This is a genomic window from Vibrio antiquarius, assembly GCF_000024825.1.
GTDB lineage: Bacteria > Pseudomonadota > Gammaproteobacteria > Enterobacterales > Vibrionaceae > Vibrio > Vibrio diabolicus.
Genome location: NC_013457.1, coordinates 38,130 through 58,566 on the forward strand (window position 1 = coordinate 38,130; position 20,437 = coordinate 58,566).

General features: G+C 45.2%; 19 protein-coding genes and 2 tRNA genes. 14 read left to right on the forward strand and 7 right to left on the reverse strand.

Features of this window, described 5'->3' with window-relative positions; genetic code table 11:
* Positions 1 to 46: 46 nt before the first annotated feature.
* Positions 47 to 961, reverse strand: a complete 915-nt coding sequence (locus VEA_RS15195) for a LysR family transcriptional regulator (protein ID WP_012842194.1) — start codon at positions 959 to 961, stop codon at positions 47 to 49.
* 112 nt (positions 962 to 1,073) lie between these two features.
* Between VEA_RS15195 and VEA_RS15200 the strand changes: the two genes are divergently transcribed.
* Genes VEA_RS15200 through VEA_RS15230 form a run of 7 tightly spaced genes read left to right on the forward strand, consistent with a single transcriptional unit; the run spans position 1,074 to position 7,132 of the window.
* Entirely contained in the window at positions 1,074 to 1,556 is a 483-nt protein-coding gene (locus VEA_RS15200) for a TRAP transporter small permease (RefSeq protein ID WP_012842195.1), read from the forward strand.
* Between the two features lie 3 nt (positions 1,557 to 1,559).
* Positions 1,560 to 2,858, forward strand: coding sequence for a TRAP transporter large permease (locus tag VEA_RS15205; RefSeq protein WP_012842196.1), 1,299 nt, complete (start codon positions 1,560 to 1,562; stop codon positions 2,856 to 2,858).
* Positions 2,859 to 2,870: 12 nt separating this feature from the next.
* On the forward strand, positions 2,871 to 3,896 hold the full coding sequence (dctP, locus tag VEA_RS15210; protein WP_012842197.1) for a TRAP transporter substrate-binding protein DctP: 1,026 nt from the start codon (positions 2,871 to 2,873) through the stop codon (positions 3,894 to 3,896).
* 58 nt (positions 3,897 to 3,954) lie between these two features.
* On the forward strand, positions 3,955 to 5,052 hold the full coding sequence (locus tag VEA_RS15215) for an NAD(P)/FAD-dependent oxidoreductase (RefSeq protein ID WP_012842198.1): 1,098 nt from the start codon (positions 3,955 to 3,957) through the stop codon (positions 5,050 to 5,052).
* On the forward strand, positions 5,036 to 5,335 hold the full coding sequence (locus VEA_RS15220; protein ID WP_012842199.1) for a (2Fe-2S)-binding protein: 300 nt from the start codon (positions 5,036 to 5,038) through the stop codon (positions 5,333 to 5,335). The genes VEA_RS15215 and VEA_RS15220 overlap by 17 nt, the downstream gene beginning before the upstream one ends.
* Before the next feature lie 11 nt (positions 5,336 to 5,346).
* Positions 5,347 to 6,810, forward strand: a complete 1,464-nt coding sequence (locus tag VEA_RS15225) for an NAD(P)/FAD-dependent oxidoreductase (RefSeq protein WP_012842200.1) — start codon at positions 5,347 to 5,349, stop codon at positions 6,808 to 6,810.
* Complete coding sequence (locus VEA_RS15230; protein ID WP_012842201.1) at positions 6,779 to 7,132, forward strand: RidA family protein; 354 nt, start codon at positions 6,779 to 6,781, stop codon at positions 7,130 to 7,132. The genes VEA_RS15225 and VEA_RS15230 overlap by 32 nt, the downstream gene beginning before the upstream one ends.
* A gap of 47 nt (positions 7,133 to 7,179) precedes the next feature.
* On the opposite strand, the gene VEA_RS15235 is transcribed toward VEA_RS15230, so the two are convergent.
* The gene (locus VEA_RS15235; RefSeq protein ID WP_005396397.1) at positions 7,180 to 7,560 is read right to left on the reverse strand and encodes a cystatin family protein; all 381 of its coding nucleotides are present in this window, start codon (positions 7,558 to 7,560) and stop codon (positions 7,180 to 7,182) included.
* Between the two features lie 314 nt (positions 7,561 to 7,874).
* Here VEA_RS15235 and VEA_RS15240 point away from each other — a divergent pair, with 314 nt between their 5' ends.
* Positions 7,875 to 8,408, forward strand: coding sequence for a lipocalin family protein (locus VEA_RS15240; RefSeq protein WP_012842202.1), 534 nt, complete (start codon positions 7,875 to 7,877; stop codon positions 8,406 to 8,408).
* A 199-nt stretch (positions 8,409 to 8,607) separates the two neighbouring features.
* On the opposite strand, the gene VEA_RS15245 is transcribed toward VEA_RS15240, so the two are convergent.
* From VEA_RS15245 to VEA_RS15265, 5 genes are all read right to left on the reverse strand, one after another.
* Entirely contained in the window at positions 8,608 to 9,603 is a 996-nt protein-coding gene (locus VEA_RS15245) for a succinylglutamate desuccinylase/aspartoacylase family protein (RefSeq protein WP_012842203.1), read from the reverse strand.
* A gap of 108 nt (positions 9,604 to 9,711) precedes the next feature.
* Positions 9,712 to 11,244: a putative basic amino acid antiporter YfcC gene (gene yfcC / locus VEA_RS15250; RefSeq protein ID WP_081441243.1), complete on the reverse strand. Its 1,533-nt coding sequence runs from the start codon at positions 11,242 to 11,244 to the stop codon at positions 9,712 to 9,714.
* 203 nt (positions 11,245 to 11,447) lie between these two features.
* Positions 11,448 to 11,768 carry a c-type cytochrome gene (locus VEA_RS15255; protein ID WP_005396401.1) on the reverse strand — a complete coding sequence of 107 codons (321 nt, stop codon included), beginning with the start codon at positions 11,766 to 11,768 and terminating at the stop codon, positions 11,448 to 11,450.
* Positions 11,769 to 11,847: 79 nt separating this feature from the next.
* A complete protein-coding gene (gene ltaE, locus VEA_RS15260; RefSeq protein WP_012842205.1) occupies positions 11,848 to 12,852 on the reverse strand; it encodes a low-specificity L-threonine aldolase in 1,005 nt (334 codons plus the stop codon).
* A gap of 22 nt (positions 12,853 to 12,874) precedes the next feature.
* Positions 12,875 to 13,390 (reverse strand): NUDIX hydrolase, encoded by a 516-nt coding sequence (locus tag VEA_RS15265; protein WP_041853061.1) that lies wholly within the window; start codon positions 13,388 to 13,390, stop codon positions 12,875 to 12,877.
* A 268-nt stretch (positions 13,391 to 13,658) separates the two neighbouring features.
* Between VEA_RS15265 and VEA_RS15270 the strand changes: the two genes are divergently transcribed.
* The 6 genes from VEA_RS15270 (at position 13,659) to dld (ending at position 20,406) form a co-directional block, all read left to right on the forward strand.
* Positions 13,659 to 15,320 carry an ATPase RavA domain-containing protein gene (locus VEA_RS15270; protein WP_005396405.1) on the forward strand — a complete coding sequence of 554 codons (1,662 nt, stop codon included), beginning with the start codon at positions 13,659 to 13,661 and terminating at the stop codon, positions 15,318 to 15,320.
* Between the two features lie 9 nt (positions 15,321 to 15,329).
* Complete coding sequence (gene viaA, locus VEA_RS15275) at positions 15,330 to 16,784, forward strand: ATPase RavA stimulator ViaA (RefSeq protein WP_012842207.1); 1,455 nt, start codon at positions 15,330 to 15,332, stop codon at positions 16,782 to 16,784.
* A gap of 206 nt (positions 16,785 to 16,990) precedes the next feature.
* Positions 16,991 to 17,064, forward strand: a tRNA-Cys gene (locus tag VEA_RS15280).
* Between the two features lie 36 nt (positions 17,065 to 17,100).
* A tRNA-Gly gene (locus tag VEA_RS15285) sits at positions 17,101 to 17,176 on the forward strand.
* 236 nt (positions 17,177 to 17,412) lie between these two features.
* Positions 17,413 to 18,315, forward strand: coding sequence for a LysR family transcriptional regulator (locus VEA_RS15290; RefSeq protein WP_005396410.1), 903 nt, complete (start codon positions 17,413 to 17,415; stop codon positions 18,313 to 18,315).
* Positions 18,316 to 18,699: 384 nt separating this feature from the next.
* A complete protein-coding gene (dld, locus tag VEA_RS15295; protein ID WP_012842208.1) occupies positions 18,700 to 20,406 on the forward strand; it encodes a D-lactate dehydrogenase in 1,707 nt (568 codons plus the stop codon).
* The last annotated feature ends 31 nt before the right edge of the window (positions 20,407 to 20,437 follow it).

Here is a 20,437-nt window from a genome sequence, read left to right on the forward strand (position 1 = left end):
TACGATTTGCAGCAAAGTATACTTAGTTGATGCTCGGAACAACCATCTACATGGAAACGAATTGTTTGACTCCTCCTCGTATGCTCTCTGCAAACACTTTGGCAAGCTGAGACATAGGTTTATGCGCAGGGGTGAGAATAGCGTGGTCAAACATTACGGCTGGCGTAAATGGGCGAAACACCACATTTCCTTGGCCGGATTTATACAGTTTGTAACTGGCCGCACTGATTGGATCACAGATGCAAGCACACAGCTTCTGCTCCACAAATTCGAAGCCTGAAATGTAATTTTGCAACTCGAATCTTGGGCGATAAGTGGCCCCATATTCCTCAAATAGCATGCGTACATGCTCACTTGCGGAGTGACGCGTATACAGCGCAGCCAGCGGTTCGTTATCCAGATCTTTCGGGGTAATCACTTCTTTAAGCGCCAGTGGGTGGTCTTTATGCAACGCACAAACCCCCTCAAGGTTAATGGGTTCGACATGGAAAGAATCCCTGTCTTTCGGTAGTTCCGAGTACCCAATATCATACTGCTGGGAGGCGACCCAGTCCTGAACCATGGTCGAGCTGCGCATCATCATCGATACTTCTACTTCTGGTCTATCCTTCACAAATTCTGCAATGACATGCGGCATAAAGAACAGCGCTGCGGCAGGCATGCACGCAATGCGAAGTTTCCCTCGGGTTAGGTTTTTGACCTCTGCCATAAGCTGTGTTGAGCGCGATAACCGCTCCAGAATGGCGTCTGTCTCTTCAAGTAAAAAGTACGCTTCAGGGTTTGGGATTAGCCGGCCTTTATGCCGCTCAAACAATGCAAACCCAAGCTCTTTCTCCAAGCTAACCAGCATCGCGCTTATCGCAGGCTGAGTCCGGCACAAAGTTTTCGCTGCCACAGTAACCGAGCCAGAACGCATCACTGTACGGAAGGTTTCAAGTTGTTTTATTGATATATTGCTCATGTCTTCCTATAAGAAAAAATTATGACTTTAGAGAAATTTTAAATTTGTTTTTATTAACTGTCACCATTAAATTAACGATGTATTTACAAATACAACAATAAGGAAATGTACTGTGGAGCAAAAGTTCAGATATCTGCTGACTTGCTTGATTGCATCTGTAGCGCTGATGCAGTTCATCCAAGTCGTGACGCGATATATCTTTGAGGTCCCAATTATGGGGCTGGAAGAGTCGATGGTGATCCCCACTGTTTGGCTCTACATGCTTGGCGCGGTGAATGCTTCAAGGGAAGACACGCAAATCCGTGCAAATGTGCTGGAAATTTTCATTAAGACAGAACGCGGACACCAGATCCTCGCTCTGGTTGGTGAAGTGATCAGCTTTGTTATTTCGGCCTGGCTGACTTACTGGGCATGGGATTATGCCAAGTACGCATGGCGAGTTTGGAAAGAGAGTCCAACGCTTTATATACCTACGTTTTATCATGAGTGCTCCGTATTTCTCGGATTACTTCTGATCACTCTTTTCATCGCTGTTCATATCGTCAAGTTGGTACGCCAGCTTAGATCTCCATCCTATTCAGTAAGTAAGGTTTAAATTATGGTTGAAGTAGCTCTGTTAGCAGTGGCAGTTTTGGTCATACTGCTGACGTTCGGTGTGCCTTTACCGTTCTGTTTCGGTGGTGCGTTAATGGTAATGAGTTTTGTCGGCGATATGTCGATGAAAGGCAATATGATGTGGGGCGCTGGCCAATTGATGAACCCGGTTCTGCTTGCGATACCGCTGTTTGTCTTGGCTGGCACCATCATGAGTCGAAGTGGTATCGCCGCCAGTTTATTAGGATTTGTGAACGTTTTTGTCGGCCATATCCGCGGCGGATTGGGCATCGTGGCCTCAGTTAGCTGTGCAATTATTGGTGCAATTTCAGGTAGTGGCTTGACGGGTGTGGCTGCCATTGGGCCTTTGCTTATCCCTGAAATGGAAAAGCGCGGTTACCCACGAGCGTACGCAACAGCTTTGATTGCAAACTCATCAATTCTAGGTCTGTTGATTCCGCCAAGTGTCACCATGATTGTCTATGGTTGGGTCACAGATACCTCTATTCTGGCCTGTTTTCTTGCGACTTTAGGTCCGGGTTTGTTGGTCACTTTCAATTTTGCCGGAATCAACATGTTCATGGCGCGTAAGTTTCCACTGGTGTTGGATGACAAACCAACGATGTCCGAATTGATAAAGCAGACATCAAGCAAAACCTTTAACGCGATCCCTGCTTTATTGATGCCTGTGATCATTTTGGGTGGCATTTATGGCGGCATTATGACGCCAACAGAAGCTGCAGCCGTCGCAGTGATCTACGCTGTGCCAGTTGGGTTCATGATCTACAAAGGTCTTAGCTGGAAAACTCTGCTGGAATCCGGGAAAGAATCGGCAACCGCGGTTGGCTCTATCATGTTTATGATTCTGTTTAGTCTCATCCTGAGCCAGATGTTCGTTGTTGAAGACATTCCTCAGCAGCTTGTAGAAGCCATCTTTGGTATCACCGATAACAAAGCGTTGCTGCTTATTTTCATTAACGTGTTGCTGTTTTTAGTGGGCATGGTGGTGAATGACCTTACTGCCATTATCCTTATCGCGCCGCTGCTTTTACCACTGATGACAGCAATTGGTATCAGTCCAATTCAGTTTGCCGCCATTATGGGCGTAAACACGGCAATGGGTGGTGTAACCCCTCCATATGCGTCGATTCTTTACCTAGGTGCTCGCATCGGAAACGTTAAGTTCTCGGAAGTTGTTGGCCCTGCAATGCTACTGATTGTGTTTGGCTACCTGCCAGTCGTAATCCTAACTTCGTTCTGGGCAGATTTGTCTCTGTTCCTCCCTACTGTGTTTGGTTATTAAAAGGAAATTACCATGTTTAAAACAAGTAAGTTTGCACCATCAAAAACACTGAAAAAATACAGCGTTCTTGCTTCGCTCATTGCGGCTGCAGTGACAGCGATCCCTGCGCAAGCAACGACATTAAAAATCAGTCATGTTCGTCCACAAGGGACAGTGGTTGATAACGATATTAAACAACTTAGCGAGGCGCTTAAAACCTCAACAGACGGTGATCTTAAGTTGCGCGTTTATGCCGCCAATGCCTTGGGTGACTACACCTTAGTTCAGGAACGCATTTCTGTCGGTGCTATCGATATGGCGTTGCAACCCGCGTCTACGTCGACGGATAGACGCATGCAGATTGGTTTGTTGCCTTTCTTAGCCAATGATTGGGAAGAGGCGCAAAACGTTTATGGTATCGGCGCACCAGTACGTGAAGCCATGGAAGAGTTGTTTGAAAAACAAGACATTACTCTGCTTGCTGCGTATCCAGTCTACTTCGGTGGTATCTCGTTAAATCGTGAAGCTGTGGATGCAGGCAACCCAGATTCAGCTAAAGGTATTAAACTGCGTGTTCCGCCTATCAAGAGCTTCCAACTTTTGGCTGATAATGTTGGTTACATCGGTTCCCCACTGCCGTTCTCTGAAGCCTTCACCGCGGTTCAAACTGGCGTAGTTGATGGTGTGATTGGTTCTGGCGCTGAAGGTTATTACGCATCATTCCGTGACGTGACAAAGACATATATTCCTTTGAACACGCACTTCGAAATCTGGTACTTGATGATCAACTCAGAGCGTTTGGATGACTTAGACGAAAATGAGCAACAAGCACTAAAGGCCGCAGCGCAACAGTTTGAGTCTCGTCGCTGGCAGGCGGCTCAAGTCGACCAAAAAGAAAACGAACAAAGACTCGTTGAAGCAGGCGCCACCATTGTAGAAATGACACCAGCGCAACTGCGAAAAACAGCGGATAAAGTTCGCGCAACAGTATGGCCACAGATCATCGAAGATATCGGCTCAGACTGGAGCCAGCCAATCATAGATAAAGCGCTGAATTAGGCAAAGCACATACAAACGGGGGCAGTCCTGCCCCCAAATTTAGTCTGAAGAGAATGTTATGAAACCGGAATACATAGTTGTCGGTGGCGGTGTCGTGGGTTGCGCTTTGGCCTACGGGCTGCTGAAAGCCGGCCATCAAGTCACCGTATTAGACGGTGGAGACAGTGCGCATCGGGCATCACGCGGAAACTTTGGCTTAGTGTGGTTATCAAGCAAAGGGTTAGACGCGCCACATTACGCAGCGTGGACACGTCGTTCAGTGAATTTGTGGCAAGGATTAGCGCACGAGCTGGAAAGTGCAACGGGTGAAAAGTTAAACCTGGTTCAGCAAGGTGGATACGATTTCCACTTCTGTGAAAAAGAACTCATGGCCAAGGCGCAGCAATACGAGCATTTACGCGAAGCCCTGGGTACTGATCATCCCTATGAAGTCTGGGACAGAGCCCGCTTGCTCAAAGAAGAACCCGATATCGGCCCAGATGTGGTAGGGGCGATTTATGGCCCGGAAGATGGTCATGTGAATCCGCTGCAACTACTTAAAGCGTATACCAAAGCCATTCGTAATCTTGGCGCGAACCTTATTACGGGTGTCCATGTCTCGGATATTGAAAAGGATGACACAGGGCGCTTTCAAGTAACACTTGAGGACGGTACGCAGTACCAAAGTGATAAAGTGATCCTGTCTGCGGGTTTAGGTGCGGCCAAACTCGGACCTAAGTTGGGCTTTGTTGCCCCAATTTCGCCTCAAAAGGGGCAAGTGCTGATCACGGAAAAATTGCCGAAAATCATCAAGCGTCCTTCTGGCATTATTCGACAGGTTGACGAAGGCGGCATCCAGATTGGTGACTCGAAAGAGAACGCTGGGTTTGATGATAGTGACACGCTTGAAATGACAGCCGCTATTGCGGAACGAGCCATCGCCGTGTATCCGTTTTTGGCACAAACAAGATTGGTCCGCAGTTGGGGCGCGATTCGAATTGTCTCTCCTGATGGCCTGCCGATCTACCAGCAATCAACAACGCATTCTGGCGCTTACCTGATTAGCTGCCACAGCGGAATTACCCTTGCAGCGGCGCACTCCTACTTACTTCCACATTGGCTGGAAGATTCTGCCGATGCACCAAATTTGGAGGTGTTCAGTGAAGAACGATTCTAAGTTTCAACGACTTGAACAGGCTGGCTCTCAGCCTAAGTCGGTTCAGTTTTACTGGGAAGGCAAACCGTATACCGCGTGTAAAGGGGACACCATTGCCGTGGCACTTTTTTCTGCGCAAGTAAACCATACACGTGAAACGCCGCAATCGGGTTCCCCGCGAGCACCGTTCTGCATGATGGGAAGTTGCTTTGAGTGTCGCGTTGAAGTGAATGGTGAACAGAATGTTCAAGCCTGCATGAATTTAATCGAAGACGGCATGCAGATTCGCCGCCAAACCACCTAACAGGAGACATCATGCAAGACGAAGTAACCAATGTAGTGGATGTATGTGTGATCGGAGCGGGGCCCGCAGGGATGAAAGCGGCTGTGCGCTGCTCGGCCGCGGGTGCTAGCGTCACTGTTATCGATGAACAAGCACGTCCCGGCGGGCAAATTTACCGCGCAGTGCAAGAGAACGGCCACCCGAATGGGCATATTTTTGGCCCGGATTACTTGCGCGGCGCAGAGTTAGTAAAAGCCTTTAATCAAGCGGAAGTAAATCACGTATCGCAAGCCACATTGTGGCGAATTGATGAAGACAATACGGTTTATTGGAGTCAGCAAGGCAAAGCGCATAAGACCATCGCGAAAAATATCATTATCGCTACTGGCGCGACAGAACGTCCGTTTCCGTTTGTTGGTTGGACATTACCCGGTGTAATGACCGCAGGGGCGTGTCAGATCATGATGAAAACATCGGGTTTAGTGCCAAAACAAGCGGTTATGGTTGGAACGGGGCCACTACTTTACCTATTGGCCGCGCAAATGATTGACGCCGGATCGCCTCCTAAAGCGATCGTCGATACTCAACAATCAGATGGATATTTAAAATCACTCCGATTTGCGTCAAACGCGTGGACAGGGCGTAAGTATTTGGTTAAAGGGTTAGGTTTACTAGCGAAGTTACGAAAGGCCGGAATAAAACGCTATACAAGGGCGACTAATATCGAGGCCGAAGGTACAGATTCTGTGCAAGAGCTGGTGTTTAAGTGTGGCGGAAACAAAGTGTCGTTAGGGACTGAAACAGTATTGGCCCATATCGGTGTAATTCCAAACGTGCAACTGACTAGAGCAATGGGGTTAGAGCATCAGTGGGATGCCTTGCAAGTGTGTTGGAAACCAACGCTTGATGAAAACAATATGAGTTCTCGACAGGGCGTTTTCATTGCCGGAGATAGCGGTGGTATTGGCGGTGCACTGGTGGCCGAGCTACAAGGAGAATTGGTCGCTTGCCATGTATTGCAATCGCTACAAAACGAGCTGAGCCGAGATCTAATTAATGAATCTCTGGCGCTCAAAGAATCTATAGAGCACGAGTTGGCAGTACGTCCATTCTTAGAAACCTTGTACGCGCCGCCCAAACAAGCGTTATGCCCATCAGATAAGACTATCGTCTGCCGTTGTGAAGAGGTGACGGCTGGTCAAATTAGGCAACATGCAGCCAATGGGGCGAATGGAATTAATCAAATAAAAACCTATACCCGTTGCGGTATGGGACCATGCCAAGGGCGTTACTGCGGTTCGACAGTCGCACATATTATCAGCGATAAAATAGGACTATCGATGGAGCAAGTGGGTTATTACCGCCTGCGCAACCCAATCAAACCGCTGAAGCTGGGAGAGTTAGCCAGTTTAACGCCAGTCAATAAATCATTTATGGAAAAATACAAAAGTGAAGGAGCAAGTCATGAACAACGTGCAAAAACAGTACAGCAATAAACGAATGAGTAAGGTCGTGATTCATAACGATACCGTGTATCTATGTGGACAAGTTGGTGTAAAAGGCACGAGTGTTGCGGAGCAAACGGAAGAGGCTTTGAAACGTGTTGAAGATTTATTGATTGAAGCGGGTAGTGACCGCAAACACGTTTTGCAGACGATTGTTTGGCTAGCAGACATGAAAGACTTTGATGAAATGAATGGTGTTTGGGATACGTGGTTTGAAGAGGGCTACGCACCTGCGCGTGCATGCGGGGAAGCTAAGTTGGCCAGTCCAGAATTAAAAGTGGAGCTGATTGTTACTGCGGCTCTCAGAAAGTAACAGATATACTCAAAAAGCCCCTATCTAGGGGCTTTCTTACTTAATCGCTACTGTTCGCAAAAGTGGCCTTCTTTTGGCGACTGGGTAATCGCATACTCACCATCTAGGTTGCGATAAACAACTGTATTCCAAATAGAGCCATCATCCAATTCAAACTCAATGGCATAGTTGACGCCGCTAACGATTTGCGCGTGAACGTTCAGTATTTGTTTGAACGACGCTATTGTGTCCATTCTTTTCAAAACAAAAGCCATTGCCTTTTGTGCATCAGGGGTAGCATTAAACTCATTCCACCCACCTGGCATGTTTCCTTGTGTATTACATACATCTGCCGAGGTTGTTAATTGTGTCGCTTGGCTTGGGTTTTCCTGCTGGCAACCTGCAAGCAATACCAAAAGTGCACAAACTGACACTGTTTTTAATTTCATAACAATAACCTCTGTCTATATCGCGACGTATTATAGGAGGGGGATATGACAGCGTATGTCTATATTGTGCAAAGTTTCTATATGCATACGGTTAAATGCTGACAAAATATACAAGTATGCCCAACTTGTAAGTAAAACATAGAACAATATTGTTAGGGAATTGCTGACATAACGAGGTTTTGGTGTTCAGCATGCTATTGATAATGAAGAACTGTGATGTGTAGCTACGTACCTTTGGGACAGTGGTGCGACTTAGTGATCGATTTGCTACCTTCTACAGTAAAATCAATCACTAAATCAAATTTAGGTGTTGTATGAAATCGCTAAAAACATTATTACTTTTATCACTTGTTACTTTATTTGGCTGTACCTCTAAACCTGATGGGGTACAGCCAGTTAACAATTTTGATTTAGAGTCTTATCTAGGCAAGTGGTACGAAATCGCACGGCTCGATCATTCGTTTGAGCGTGGTCTATCCAACGTTACGGCCGAGTATCGGCTTCGTGAGGATGGTGGGGTTAAGGTGACAAACCGCGGGTATTCAGAAGAAGATCAGCAGTGGTCAGAAGCTGAAGGTAAAGCTTATTTTGTTGAAGACGAAACGGTTGGGCACTTAAAAGTCTCCTTTTTTGGGCCAATCTATTCTTCTTACATTGTGTTTGAGCTAGTTGAAAACTATGACTATGCGTTTGTCTCAGGTTACAACCACGACTACTTGTGGCTATTGTCTAGAACCCCCAACGTTGATGAGAAAATCCTGGAGCGTTTTAAGCAGGTTGCTAAAGAGAAAGGTTTCGCGTTAGATGAGCTAATTCTCGTTGATCAAGAGAGTGGACGACAGTTTTAAGTTCATCAATGTGACTTCTAAAATCAACAGAAGCGAAGTTTCTGTCTCGCGGTTTTGAGTTTTGCTTGGAATATTTTTTGTTACCTTGTAACCTCATGTAGTCAAAAATATAGCCCCATCATTTGTGATTACTCGTGATGGGGCTTATATAAATTTGAGTGAGCGTCGAAAGGTTGATTTATCGACAAACGGTTATGGTTTACTTAATCAAACGAACGATCAGAGAGCCAGGCGCCCGAATAGATTCCACATTGTGGCTGAGCACTGTACCACTTGTAGGGGCGGTGTAGCGCTCAACTTCAGTGCCAAAGCTGTCGTATTGAATCGCAACCAGTTGGCCTTGCTCGACAAAATCCATCAAACCGACATGAGGTAGTACAAAGCCGCCATGTGTCGCTTTCACACTGACGATCTCGTTTCCTTCCAAGCATGAAGTGATAGGCTCTATCTCACCTTCTACGACGTTATGCTGCTTCAACACACTTAAAATGCCTGATACGGTTCGACTAATGAGTTTTTGCTCTGTGTAGCGCCCCATACCCACTTCAACCGTAATGCTTGGGACACCATGGTTATTCCAAACGGTTTCAAGGACGCCGGTATCTCCAGGATCATTTAAAATCGCATCAGGATTAATGAGACGAGCCATTTCTAATGATTGCTCAATTCGGAAGTCTGCAAACACGTATAGTGGGTAGGCCGCACCACTGGTTTGAGTGTGAAGGTCAATGGCTAAATCAGCATTTGGCTTGAGCAGATCATTCCACAATGCATATAAGTAGCGTTGTGCCTCATTGCCGTTTTGGTCACCAGGGAAAAAGCGGTTTAAGTTTGCAGGAGACGCATCCGGGTCTGCGGAATAGAAATCGCGGCTGTGGTTTAGCATACCTGGCATGTTAATGGTTGGAACAATCGTGACAGTACCAGCGACTTCAGTGCCAATGAGTTCTCTAGCGGTCTTCTGCGCTGCTAACACACCATTATATTCATCACCATGAACCCCTGCGGTGATCATGATTTTCTTGCCAGGTTTTTCACCTTTGAATACTAAAACAGGAAGATGTTGCCACTGAGAGAGCGCGTTGGTTGCGATGCGGAACCAAAACTTATGCTCACCCGGACCTAGGTCTGCTACATTGAGAGATTGAATCACTTGATGACCTTGAATCATGTCATCGAGAAGTTGTGTTGCCATTAAAGTTACCACTCCAAAACCATAAGCCAATCTAAAACCTTAACGTCGCCATACGAAGAGTATTAATAAGGCGAGAACGTGTCTCGCCTTGTGCCAATTGATTTCGTTTTACGCAAACCCCATTATGTGAGCTGCGATAACGACGACACTCGACAGGGTAAAGAGTAATAGGATAAATCGCCAGCAGAATTTTGCCCAGTCACCCCAGTCGATGCGGCAGACACCAAGTGTTGCCATCAAGGATGCTGAAGTAGGGACGATAACGTTGGTAAAACCATCTCCAAGTTGGAATGACAAAACGGCAACTTGGCGTGTGACACCTGCAATATCCGCCAATGGCGCTAATAAAGGCATCGTCAGTGCCGCTTGTCCAGATCCGGAAGTAACGAAGAAGTTGAAGATAGATTGGAATACATACATTAACCATGCCGCAGCTACGTCAGGAAGCCCACTGATCACGCCGCCAGCACTGTTCAGAATAGAATTCAGTACACTCGCTTCATCGGTCGTACCGCCACCTAGGATAAGTAACACACCTTTCGCACAACCAACCAATAGAGCAGGAGCAAGCATAATAGCCGCCCCCTCTTTAAACGCATCGGCTGCGCAGTTGAGCGTCATACCGTTTAAGCGAAAAATCGTACCGATGATCGCGATAACAAAGCCCATAGTGAAAAATTGAGAAGCGATTTCTGGGATGTACCATGCGTTAGCGACTACGCCCCAAACAACCCATACTGTGGTCGCGATGACCGTAAGAATGACGAGTGTATCGCCGATATTCCAACGAGAATCTTGATTGCCAAGCTCTTGCTGACGGAAGTATTTGTCTGTGCGGTGACTGTAAGAAAGTTCTGGGTTTGACTTCACTCGAGCGGCGTAGAGCATTGTGAAAGCGATACCGATTAACGTAAAGCCAACCCATAACCCCATGCGCACAGTCATGCCGGATAAAACAGGTACACCCGCAATGCCTTGTGCAATAGCGACGGAGAAAGGGTTCATCCAAGAAGTAGCGAAGCCAATTTGAGTCGCAACATAGGTCACCATTACCGTAGTGATACCATCATAACCAAGGCGAACCATAAGCGGAGCGATAATAATCGCAAATGCTACGGCTTCTTCACCCATACCAAATACCGCACCGCCCAGAGAGAACAGCAAAAATAGCACTGGAATGAATAGCGCTTCGTTACCTTTGGTCTTATCGATAAGGCGCAAGATACCGTTGTCGATGGTGCCTGTTCGCATTACAACGCCGAAAGCACCACCGATAACCAACATGAACATAATCACGCCGATCGCGCTGCCCCATTTAGAGCCTGAAACTAGCCCTTCGAAAGGGAAGTTCATGAGACCAATGCCACCACCAGAAGCAAACAGGCCAACCTTGTTGTAAACCAATTCACCGTTTTCGTCGGTTGCATAAGAGAAAGAAGATGGATCGATAACCGTGCGAGTTTTTTCTGCACCATCGACCATATAAGTCACTTGCTGACTGTCAAAATGGCCAGCAGGAATTAAGTAGGTAAGAATCGCAGCGAGAATACCAACAATGAAGATCAAAATGAGGGTATCTGGCATCTGCCATGATTTGGGTGTAGCAACCGAGTCCGTTGGTTGCGCATGTGTGTGAGACATAACTTACTTCACGTTAAATTCAATGAAGCATGAAATATCAATAAACCAGAATAAAAAGTCAATATTAATGGAAATATTGAACTATAAATTCATCAAATATTTGAAGTGAAGTCATTGTGATTATTTTACAAGCAAAGTTTGGTTAAATGTTTTGGCTCGGGTCGAGGGCTCACAAGCTCTTGTTGTGAGCCGAGATAAATAAATCATTTGTCTTGCGTCTGTTCTGCATAAAATGCAGCGACATCACGAAGATCCTCATCATTTAACATTCTTAATTGTGCGCCCATCATTTCGGCAAGCGGCCCTTTACGTTCGCCTGCTTGGTAAGACTTCATCGCATCGTATAGATACTGGGCATTTTGACCTGCAAGATTTGGATAGGCATCATTACCTGCGACGCCTGTTGCACCATGACAATAGACGCAGCTAGGGGATTTGATTTTACCTTTATCAGCATCACCAAAAGGCGCGGCATGGCTAGCGGAAGAGAAAATAAGAGAGGTTAGAAGTACAAATCTGAACATGAAGATTGTCTATTCGCTAAAAAGTCATATCGATACAATAAAGCTTCCCCTTAGGGGAAGCTCAATGATCAAAATCAAACTAAAGCAGAGATTTAATGCTTGATAAGAAATTGTCGATATCTTGCGCTGAAATGTCTTTATGAGTCACGAAACGAATGGGGTTTCCAGGTGTTATCGTGATATTTTGTTCCTTTAGTTTCGCAGCGATATTTACTATGTCCACTTGAGGATCAAGCTTCGCGAATACGATATTCGTTTGAACAAATTCAGGGTTGACTGAAAAACCAGGCAGTTCAGCTAAACCTTCCGCTAAGGTTTTTGCGTTGATATGATCTTGTTTTAGCTGTTCCACTTGTTCGGTAAGGGCGAGTTTGCCTGCTGCGGCAAGAATACCCGCTTGACGCATACCACCGCCGACCATCTTTCTTAAGCGACGTGCTTTTGCGATGTACTCTTTGCTACCAAGCAGTAACGAACCAACAGGGGCAGTCAAACCTTTCGACAGACAAATCGTCATTGAATCAAAATACTGACCGATTTCTTTTACCGGAACATCAAGCGCAGCGGCTGCATTAAAAACGCGAGCGCCATCTAGATGCATCTGCAAGTTATGTTTATTCACGAAGTCACGTGCTTCTGCTAAATAAGACAGAGGTAATACTTTACCATTAATCGTATTTTCTAAGCTGAGCAGCTTGGTACGAGCAAAGTGACAATCATCTGGCTTAATCGCCGCTGCCAGTTTATCAAATGGGAGTGTGCCATCTGGGTTATTTTCGACTGGTTGAGGTTGAATTGACCCAAGTACTGCTGCGCCGCCAGCTTCGTACTTGTAGTTATGTGCTTGCTGCCCACATAGATATTCATCTCCGCGTTCACAATGCGCCATTAGGCCGAGCAGATTGGCTTGCGTGCCTGAAGTGGTAAACAAAGCCGCTTCGAATCCTGCAAGCTCTGCGGCAAACTCCTCAAGCTCATTGACCGTAGGGTCATCACCATAAACATCATCCCCAACGGGGGCCTTAAACATGGCCTCTCGCATGGCTTGGGTAGGCTGTGTAACGGTATCTGATCGAAAATCCATGAATGTCTCCTTGGTCAAAGTCCTAAATATATCCGCAAAGGCGCGCTTTGCTTAAACAAGCGATCGTTTTGGCATCGGTAATTGTGCCATCAATAATCTTGTCTTCGAGTTGTTGGAGTGACAAGGTAACAACCTCAATCACTTCATCTTCATCACATTCGTAACGGTTGGTTTGGCTGAGCTTCTCTGCAACAAATAGGTACTGTATCTCATCACAAAATCCGGCAAGGGGAGTGACTTGGCCGAGAGAGGTAAATTTTTCTGCACTATAGCCCGTTTCTTCCTCTAGCTCTCTTTTCGCGCAACAGAGAGGGTTTTCATTGCCTTCTCTTGTACCAGCAGGAAGCTCCAAAAGCCATTTATTAAGTGAAGGGCGAAATTGATGGACAAGGACTATCTCTCCTTCCGTTGTAATAGGGAGAATCACCGCAGCGCCCGGATGATGGATTGTGGTGTGCGTAATTGCCTGTCCTGTAGGAAGCATAACCTCTTCTTCAATCAGAGAAATTTGCTTCCATTTATGAATTATTTTGCTCATGCAGTTATTAACCCTAGCTGTTACCGCATTTTGACGTTTTTCGACATTAACCACAAATGGTGGGAAACAAAAGCAAAAAATGTTGCAACACAACGAAAGCGTTTGCACTTTCAGTGAGCTGTATCTCATAAATGGAAACTTTGATTGCTGGCTAAAGAAGGGGGTAAGCATCTGCTATAAGGGGAATTCAACAAAATACATTTGTAACAAAGTTATAACAAGTGTATAAAAATGTTAACGCAATACCAGTTCAGCAGCCGGAGAACGTATGACACAAACCTTATTTGCCTCAAATGCCGAAAAAGCGCTTCTCTCAGAACGCATCAACAAGTTGGCTAAAGCGTTAACGGATGGCGTTTATGAACGCGAACATACCATCAAGCTCTGCCTCCTTGCGGCACTTGCTGGTGAAAGTGTTTTTCTTTTAGGCCCACCTGGCATTGCAAAAAGCTTAATTGCCAAGCGACTTATCCAAGCGTTCGATAATAGCAGTTACTTTGAATACCTGATGACGCGATTCTCAACACCTGAAGAAGTTTTTGGGCCACTGAGTATTCAAGAACTCAAAGATAACGGTCGTTATGTTCGCTTAACTAAAGGGTATTTGCCAACCGCACAAGTCGTATTTTTAGATGAAATCTGGAAGGCGGGCCCCGCCATTCTGAATACATTGCTGACAGTGGTCAATGAGAAAACGTTCAAAAATGGCAGCGATATTGAGCGTGTGCCAATGCGTTTGTTGGTATCGGCGTCCAATGAACTGCCAGATGAAGACAGTGGTTTGGATGCACTTTACGACCGCATGTTGGTGCGCGTGTTTGTGAATCGAATTCAGAATAAACAAAACTTTAAGTCGATGTTGACGGTAGGCACGTCACAAGAGGCACAAGTGCCAGAAGGGCTAGCAATAACAGATGAAGAGTATCATCAATGGCAACAGCAGCTCGACAAGCTGACGTTAACCGATAATGCATTCGAGAAGCTTTTCCAGCTTAAAACGATGTTAGAAAGCAAGGTCGAAGCTCAGTTTGGCGATGTCGCCAATACCGACATGTATGTCTCTGACCGCCGCTGGAAGAAAGCCGTGAAATTGCTAAAAGCGAGCGCGTTTTTTAATGGACGCGATGAAATCAACCCACTTGACCTTCTGCTGCTGCAAGATTGTTTATGGAACAGCCCTGAATCGCGAGACGTGGTACGCGAAGTGGTCCAAGAGTTCGCCCTAAAACATGCATTTGACCAACAAGACGCCGAACAGGAAATTGAATACTGTCGCGAGTCTTTGGTCGATGTTCAGCATGAGCTTGAAGATGCCTACCGCATGACGTTAACGTCTGAAGCGGCAACGGGTATTCTGCGCAAAGAAACCATGCGTTTTGATACCTCTAAAGCTAAGACCTACAAAGTTGGCGCAGCCGTTAACTTAGTTAAACTGGTTATTTTGCAAAGCAACATGTCGGTTTCAGAGTCAGAGAAAGGCGATAGCCGCTGGGTTTACGTGCCAAAAGATGAACTAGACCGAGTCATCAAAGAGGGACACGGTGATGTGTATGGCTACGTCAATCAAAACACCAACATGTGCCGTTTACGATTTGATGTTGATGCCGCAAATAACCTAGTTATCCGTGATATCGCAAACCGAGGCATTCTGGTGAGCTTAGTGACTCAAGAGGGCTTGGATGTAGAGCTTTACCAAAAGTGGTTAACGCAGAGTGAAAAAGCCGTAAATCAACTCAGTGAAGCAGAGCACCATATGCGCAAGGTAAAAGCGAATTTTCATGATGCGCTTCCGCATAGCTTTGTTGATCCTGAATTACCACGCCTAATGGAGTCGAGTCTGCAGCAGGTCAGTCAGAGACTTGAGTCTATCCAAGCTGAAAGCGAGAAAGTTATCCAACGCTTTAAAAACTTACATCAGTTTTTCTCATAAGGAGACGACATGCTAGGTGCAGACGGACTTAACCTCGCGCTGATGGTAGCCGACTCTGGCATCATCGATAGCGCAGTTAATGATTTAATGGCGCGTTCACAAGTCATGATGATGGCAGAAAACCGAGGCGTTAAATCTTCGGTCAAAGGCCACTTATTAAAGTGGCGAGGCAGTGTTAAAAAACGGATTACCAAGGTATGTGAGACAGAGCGTTTCCAACAAGAGCTGTCTTTATATCAAGAGGTCATTCACTGGGATGAAGAGGCGTTTTTCGAAAACATCGAAGATGTGATTAAAAAGCTTGAGTGGCACTCCGCTTTTTATATGCAGGCTCGCCGAATGATGGAGAAGAACAAGGGGATGAATAATCCCATGTTCCCACATTACTTCTGTGATCAATGGTACCAAAGCCTAGCCGATGCGATTAAGCAAGCACAAGTAAGCGAGCTTGAGGCTAATAAAGAGAAAGTGCTGAATGACCTGTATCAGCGTATGGAGACCATGCGTAATATGGATAAGGTCACGGAGTCGGGTGATGCTGAAAGTGTAGGGCGCTTATGGGATATGGCATCTGCCAAGTTGAGCAAAACTGACTTAACAGTGATGAAACGCCATGCGGAGTTTCTGAAGAAGCACCAAGGCTTGCAAGAAATAGCCGAGCAACTTGGCCGTATGGCGGGGCAAGTGAATGATCCCGAACTTAACCGCGCGCCTACTGAAGAGCTACAAATGATCGAAGAGAAGAGTGATGAAGCGACAGATGATATTGTCGGCATTCACGAAAGCGATGATTTAAATAAGCTACTTCCCAACGAAACGATGTTTTTGGCGTATCCTGAACTTGAGGTCGTGTTCTATAAACACTTAGTCGATAAACGACTTATGAACTACCGTACACAGGGCAAATCGCGCACGTTACGTAAAGTTAAAGCTCACCGACCTGACAACAAAGCGGTAGATATCGAAAAAGGACCGTTTATTGTGTGTGTGGACGCGTCCGGCTCAATGAGCGGGTTTCCTGAGCAATGCGCCAAAGCCATGGCTTATGCGCTGATGCAAATTGCATTAGCGGAGCAACGTGATTGCTATGTCATTATTTTTTCGACGGAACACATTACGTATGAGCTAACCAAACAAGATGGTCTGCGCGAGGCGGCGGACTTTTTAACTTATAGCTTCCATGGTGGTACAGACTTAGAGCCAACTTTGATCAAATCTATCGACTTGATGAGCGGTGATAAGTACAAAAATGCCGATATGGTGGTCATTTCCGACTTTATCGCGCCAAAACAACAAGACGAGTTGCTTGCCAAAGTGGATGCGCTTAAAGCGAAGAAAAACCGTTTTCACGCGATCAGCCTATCTAAATACGGAAACCCAGCATTGATGTCGATGTTTGATCACACGTGGTCTTATCATCCTAATGTTGTGGGCAGGTTGCTTAAACGGGTCGGTAATTACTAAGTGGCATTGAAATTCTATTGAGTAAAACGTACAGAAAGCTAGATTTATATTGCTTCGTTTTAAGCCGATAAGATCGAACTTTGGTCTAATTGGCTTAAAAGAAATCAAACAAACAGAAAATGAAAGATTTTTGTTTGACTATCTTCTCTCAATCCGTAAAGTAGCCACCAACGCAACGGGGAAGAGCCCTGAAGCGAAGTAAAAAAGGCGCCTTGGCAGAGTGGCTATGCAGCGGATTGCAAATCCGTGGACCTCGGTTCGACTCCGGGAGGCGCCTCCATTATTCTTTGAGAGTGAATGGCTTTCGAGAATCAATGCGACACTAGCTCAGTTGGTAGAGCGCAACCTTGCCAAGGTTGAGGTCACGAGTTCGAACCTCGTGTGTCGCTCCAAATTATTCAGATATGGCAATTGCGATATCTCGATGCCAAGCGCATCAACTTAAAACCAGCGAAAGCTGGTTTTTTTGTATCTGAATATTGATAAATTTACGCCATCTCAATTTCTTGAACTGTTGGTATAACCCTTGTTTCTTTCGCGAGTTATGCTGTTAAGTGTGATCCGATATTTCGTAGATTGACCAATATCCGTTTACAATATCGGTCTACAAAGGATTTGACGAAGACGCATGAGAAATACCGACGATTACATCATTTTCTATCACCTGATCGAGCAAGGCTCATTCAGTGCTGCTGCAAGACACATGTCATTGACCAAATCGGTTGTCAGTAAACGCATCGCCAAGCTTGAGCAAGAGCTTGGTGTACAGCTTCTTTACCGAACAACGCGAACGTTAACGTTGACGGAGGCAGGGCGAGCGTTCTTTACTCATGCAAAAGCCGTTTATCAAGCGGTGGCAACGGCAGAAGAATCCATTGTGGGGTTGGGTAAGAATTTATCTGGAAACATTAAAGTTTCTGTACCCACTATCTCTGGTGAGTTAATTCTTCCTCAAGTGATCAATGAGTTTAATCAGAAATACCCTGACATCAATATCGACATGGATCTTGATAATCGTTTTGTCGATATTGTGAATGAACGCTTTGATTTGGCCATTCGAACGGGAGTGTTGCCAGATTCTAGCCTGATCGCAAGAAAGCTGGTGGATGCCAATTGGATTGTTTGTGCGTCACCTCAATACCTTGCTAAACATGGCATACCTAAACAACCTCAAGCCTTGGATAAACACAATTGTTTAGTCTATTCTTACCAAGAAACCGGAGCGCATGAGTGGGCGTTTAAAGATGGAGACGAGGTATATCAAATCACCGTCGACGGTAACCTCTGTACCAACAATTCTTCTGTATTGAGAAATGTGGCGTTGTTAGGGCAGGGAATCATCTATGTACCGCGTGTCTTGGTTTATGAAGACTTAAAGCAAGGCCGCCTGATTCAATTGTTCAAAGATGAAACCGCCAAATGTTTGGGTATTTATGCAGTGTATCCTTACACTCGTCAACAGCCAGAAAAAATTAAGATCTTCATTGATCATCTATACACGAGCTTTCAAAGTCAAAATCATCGATTTTAAGACAATAACTCAACACCAATCGTTATGTTAGTGTTGAGTTATTGTTTCCATCTTCATTTCTAATAATTCTTATCAATTTAGAAGCTTAAGCTTTCTCCTTGTTTTATTACTAATATTGATAACAAGATGCTGCGCACAACTGTTAACAAATGGTTTTGCTATTGTTTCTTTTAAGAAACGGTCTGTTTCTTGCGTTAAATTTTCCGAATGTGAAAGATAAGTGACAGAAAAATAAAAGAATTATTTTGTTTGTTGTCTGTTGGTTAAGTATTGCTCGCCTGCCTGACATAGACGCCGATAAATGGACTGCTTATAGTGGCTCAAACGCCCATTACCGTCACTAAATGGTGATGTGAGCGAAGTACAATAACGAGAGATACGGATATGAAACAAAAGCAGCTGATTGACGAATTTAAAACTATCGTTGGGGAAGAAAATGTCCTAACCGACGAGGTTAAAACAAAATACTACCGCTCAGGTTTTCGCTCAGGTAGTGGCACTGCGCTTGCTATCGTGTTTCCTAATACTCTTGTAGAACAATGGAAGATAATTAAACAGTGCGTTGAAGCAAACTGCATTATTATTATGCAGGCTGCCAAAACAGGTTTAACAGAAGGCTCAGCTCCAAGTGGTAATGATTATGACCGTGATGTGGTCGTGATCAATATTACCAAAATCAAGAAGATTCACTTATTAGATGGCGGTAAGCAGGCGGTATGCTTGCCAGGTGCAAGTTTGCACTCATTGGAAAAAGAATTGAAGGCGGTGAACCGAGCGCCGCACTCTATCATCGGTTCTTCATCATTAGGTGCCACTGTGGTTGGTGGTATCGCCAATAACTCAGGCGGTGCGTTAGTCAAGCGTGGTCCTGCTTACACGGAACTGGCGATCTATGCGCAGGTCGATAAGCAAGGCCAGTTACACCTGGTTAATCACCTTGGTATTGAAGGTTTAGGTGAAACGCCAGAAGAAATTCTGACAAACCTGCAAGAAGGAAACTTTGACCCGGCGAAGATCATTCATGACGAGCGAATGGCATCAGACAAAGAATACGATGAACGTGTTCGAGACGTGACTTCTGATATTCCTTCTCGTTTTAATGCCGATGAACGTCGATTATTTGAAGCCAGTGGCTGTGCTGGTAAGTTGGGTGTTTTTGCCGTTCGAGTTGACAGCTACCCAGTACCTGAAAAAGAGCAGGTTTTTTACCTTGGCACCAATGACCCTGCGAAACTGACGAAGCTGCGAAAAGATTTCTTATCTACGTTTGAGAACTTGCCTGAGATGGGAGAATACTTGCATCGAGATATCTTCAACATGGCAGAGAAGTACGGCAAAGATGTCTTCTTATCCATCGACTTATTAGGCACAGATAAGCTGCCAAAAATGTTTGCACTTAAAGCTAAAGTAGAAAATTTCTTAGAGCGCGTCCCGTTTGTTAGTAAATACCTGCCGGATACCATTTTGTACTACGCGAGTAAGTTGTTCCCACAACATTTACCAGAACGAATGCTGGATTTCCGTGACAAGTATGAGCATCACCTGATATTGAAAATGAGTGATGGTGGTATTGCTGAAGCGCAAAAATACCTCAAAGAAGTTTGGGCTGTTGAAGACGACTGTGATTTCTTCGAGTGTACGCCGGAAGAGGGTAAAAAAGCTTATTTACATCGCTTTGCAGCAGCAGGTGCAGCAATTCGTTACGAGACGATTCACCGAAAAGACGTAGAAGACATCGTTGCACTTGATATCGCTTTGCGACGTAATGATGAAGAGTGGTTAGAAACTTTACCAGAAGAGGTGAGTAAGAACCTTGTTCAAGCGCTCTATTATGGCCACTTTATGTGTTATGTATTCCATCAAGATTACATTTTCAAAAAAGGGACCGACACGAAGTTGATGAAAAAGCTGATGTTAGAACACCTCAATAGCCGTGGTGCTAAATACCCAGCAGAACATAATGTGGGTCACTTGTACGAAGCTGAAAATTCGCTGCAGAAGTTTTACCACGAGCTAGATCCAACCAACACCTTTAACCCTGGTATTGGCAAAATGGACAAATATAAGCGCAATTGTAACTGCTGTGCATAATGTGCTATCTCACCGTGATTAATATCGTTGA

Bases quoted from the DNA above. Each gene is read 5' to 3' on its own strand.
- VEA_RS15215 (WP_012842198.1), top strand. From the start codon at position 3,955: ATGAAACCGGAATACATAGTTGTCGGTGGCGGTGTCGTGGGTTGCGCT.
- VEA_RS15270 (WP_005396405.1), top strand. From the start codon at position 13,659: ATGACACAAACCTTATTTGCCTCAAATGCCGAAAAAGCGCTTCTCTCA.
- VEA_RS15225 (WP_012842200.1), top strand. From the start codon at position 5,347: ATGCAAGACGAAGTAACCAATGTAGTGGATGTATGTGTGATCGGAGCG.
- yfcC (WP_081441243.1), bottom strand. From the start codon at position 11,244: ATGTCTCACACACATGCGCAACCAACGGACTCGGTTGCTACACCCAAA.
- dld (WP_012842208.1), top strand. From the start codon at position 18,700: ATGAAACAAAAGCAGCTGATTGACGAATTTAAAACTATCGTTGGGGAA.
- viaA (WP_012842207.1), top strand. From the start codon at position 15,330: ATGCTAGGTGCAGACGGACTTAACCTCGCGCTGATGGTAGCCGACTCT.
- VEA_RS15195 (WP_012842194.1), bottom strand. From the start codon at position 961: ATGAGCAATATATCAATAAAACAACTTGAAACCTTCCGTACAGTGATG.
- VEA_RS15265 (WP_041853061.1), bottom strand. From the start codon at position 13,390: ATGAGCAAAATAATTCATAAATGGAAGCAAATTTCTCTGATTGAAGAA.
- VEA_RS15230 (WP_012842201.1), top strand. From the start codon at position 6,779: ATGAACAACGTGCAAAAACAGTACAGCAATAAACGAATGAGTAAGGTC.
- VEA_RS15235 (WP_005396397.1), bottom strand. From the start codon at position 7,560: ATGAAATTAAAAACAGTGTCAGTTTGTGCACTTTTGGTATTGCTTGCA.
- VEA_RS15240 (WP_012842202.1), top strand. From the start codon at position 7,875: ATGAAATCGCTAAAAACATTATTACTTTTATCACTTGTTACTTTATTT.
- ltaE (WP_012842205.1), bottom strand. From the start codon at position 12,852: ATGGATTTTCGATCAGATACCGTTACACAGCCTACCCAAGCCATGCGA.
- VEA_RS15290 (WP_005396410.1), top strand. From the start codon at position 17,413: ATGAGAAATACCGACGATTACATCATTTTCTATCACCTGATCGAGCAA.
- VEA_RS15255 (WP_005396401.1), bottom strand. From the start codon at position 11,768: ATGTTCAGATTTGTACTTCTAACCTCTCTTATTTTCTCTTCCGCTAGC.
- VEA_RS15245 (WP_012842203.1), bottom strand. From the start codon at position 9,603: ATGGCAACACAACTTCTCGATGACATGATTCAAGGTCATCAAGTGATT.
- dctP (WP_012842197.1), top strand. From the start codon at position 2,871: ATGTTTAAAACAAGTAAGTTTGCACCATCAAAAACACTGAAAAAATAC.
- VEA_RS15205 (WP_012842196.1), top strand. From the start codon at position 1,560: ATGGTTGAAGTAGCTCTGTTAGCAGTGGCAGTTTTGGTCATACTGCTG.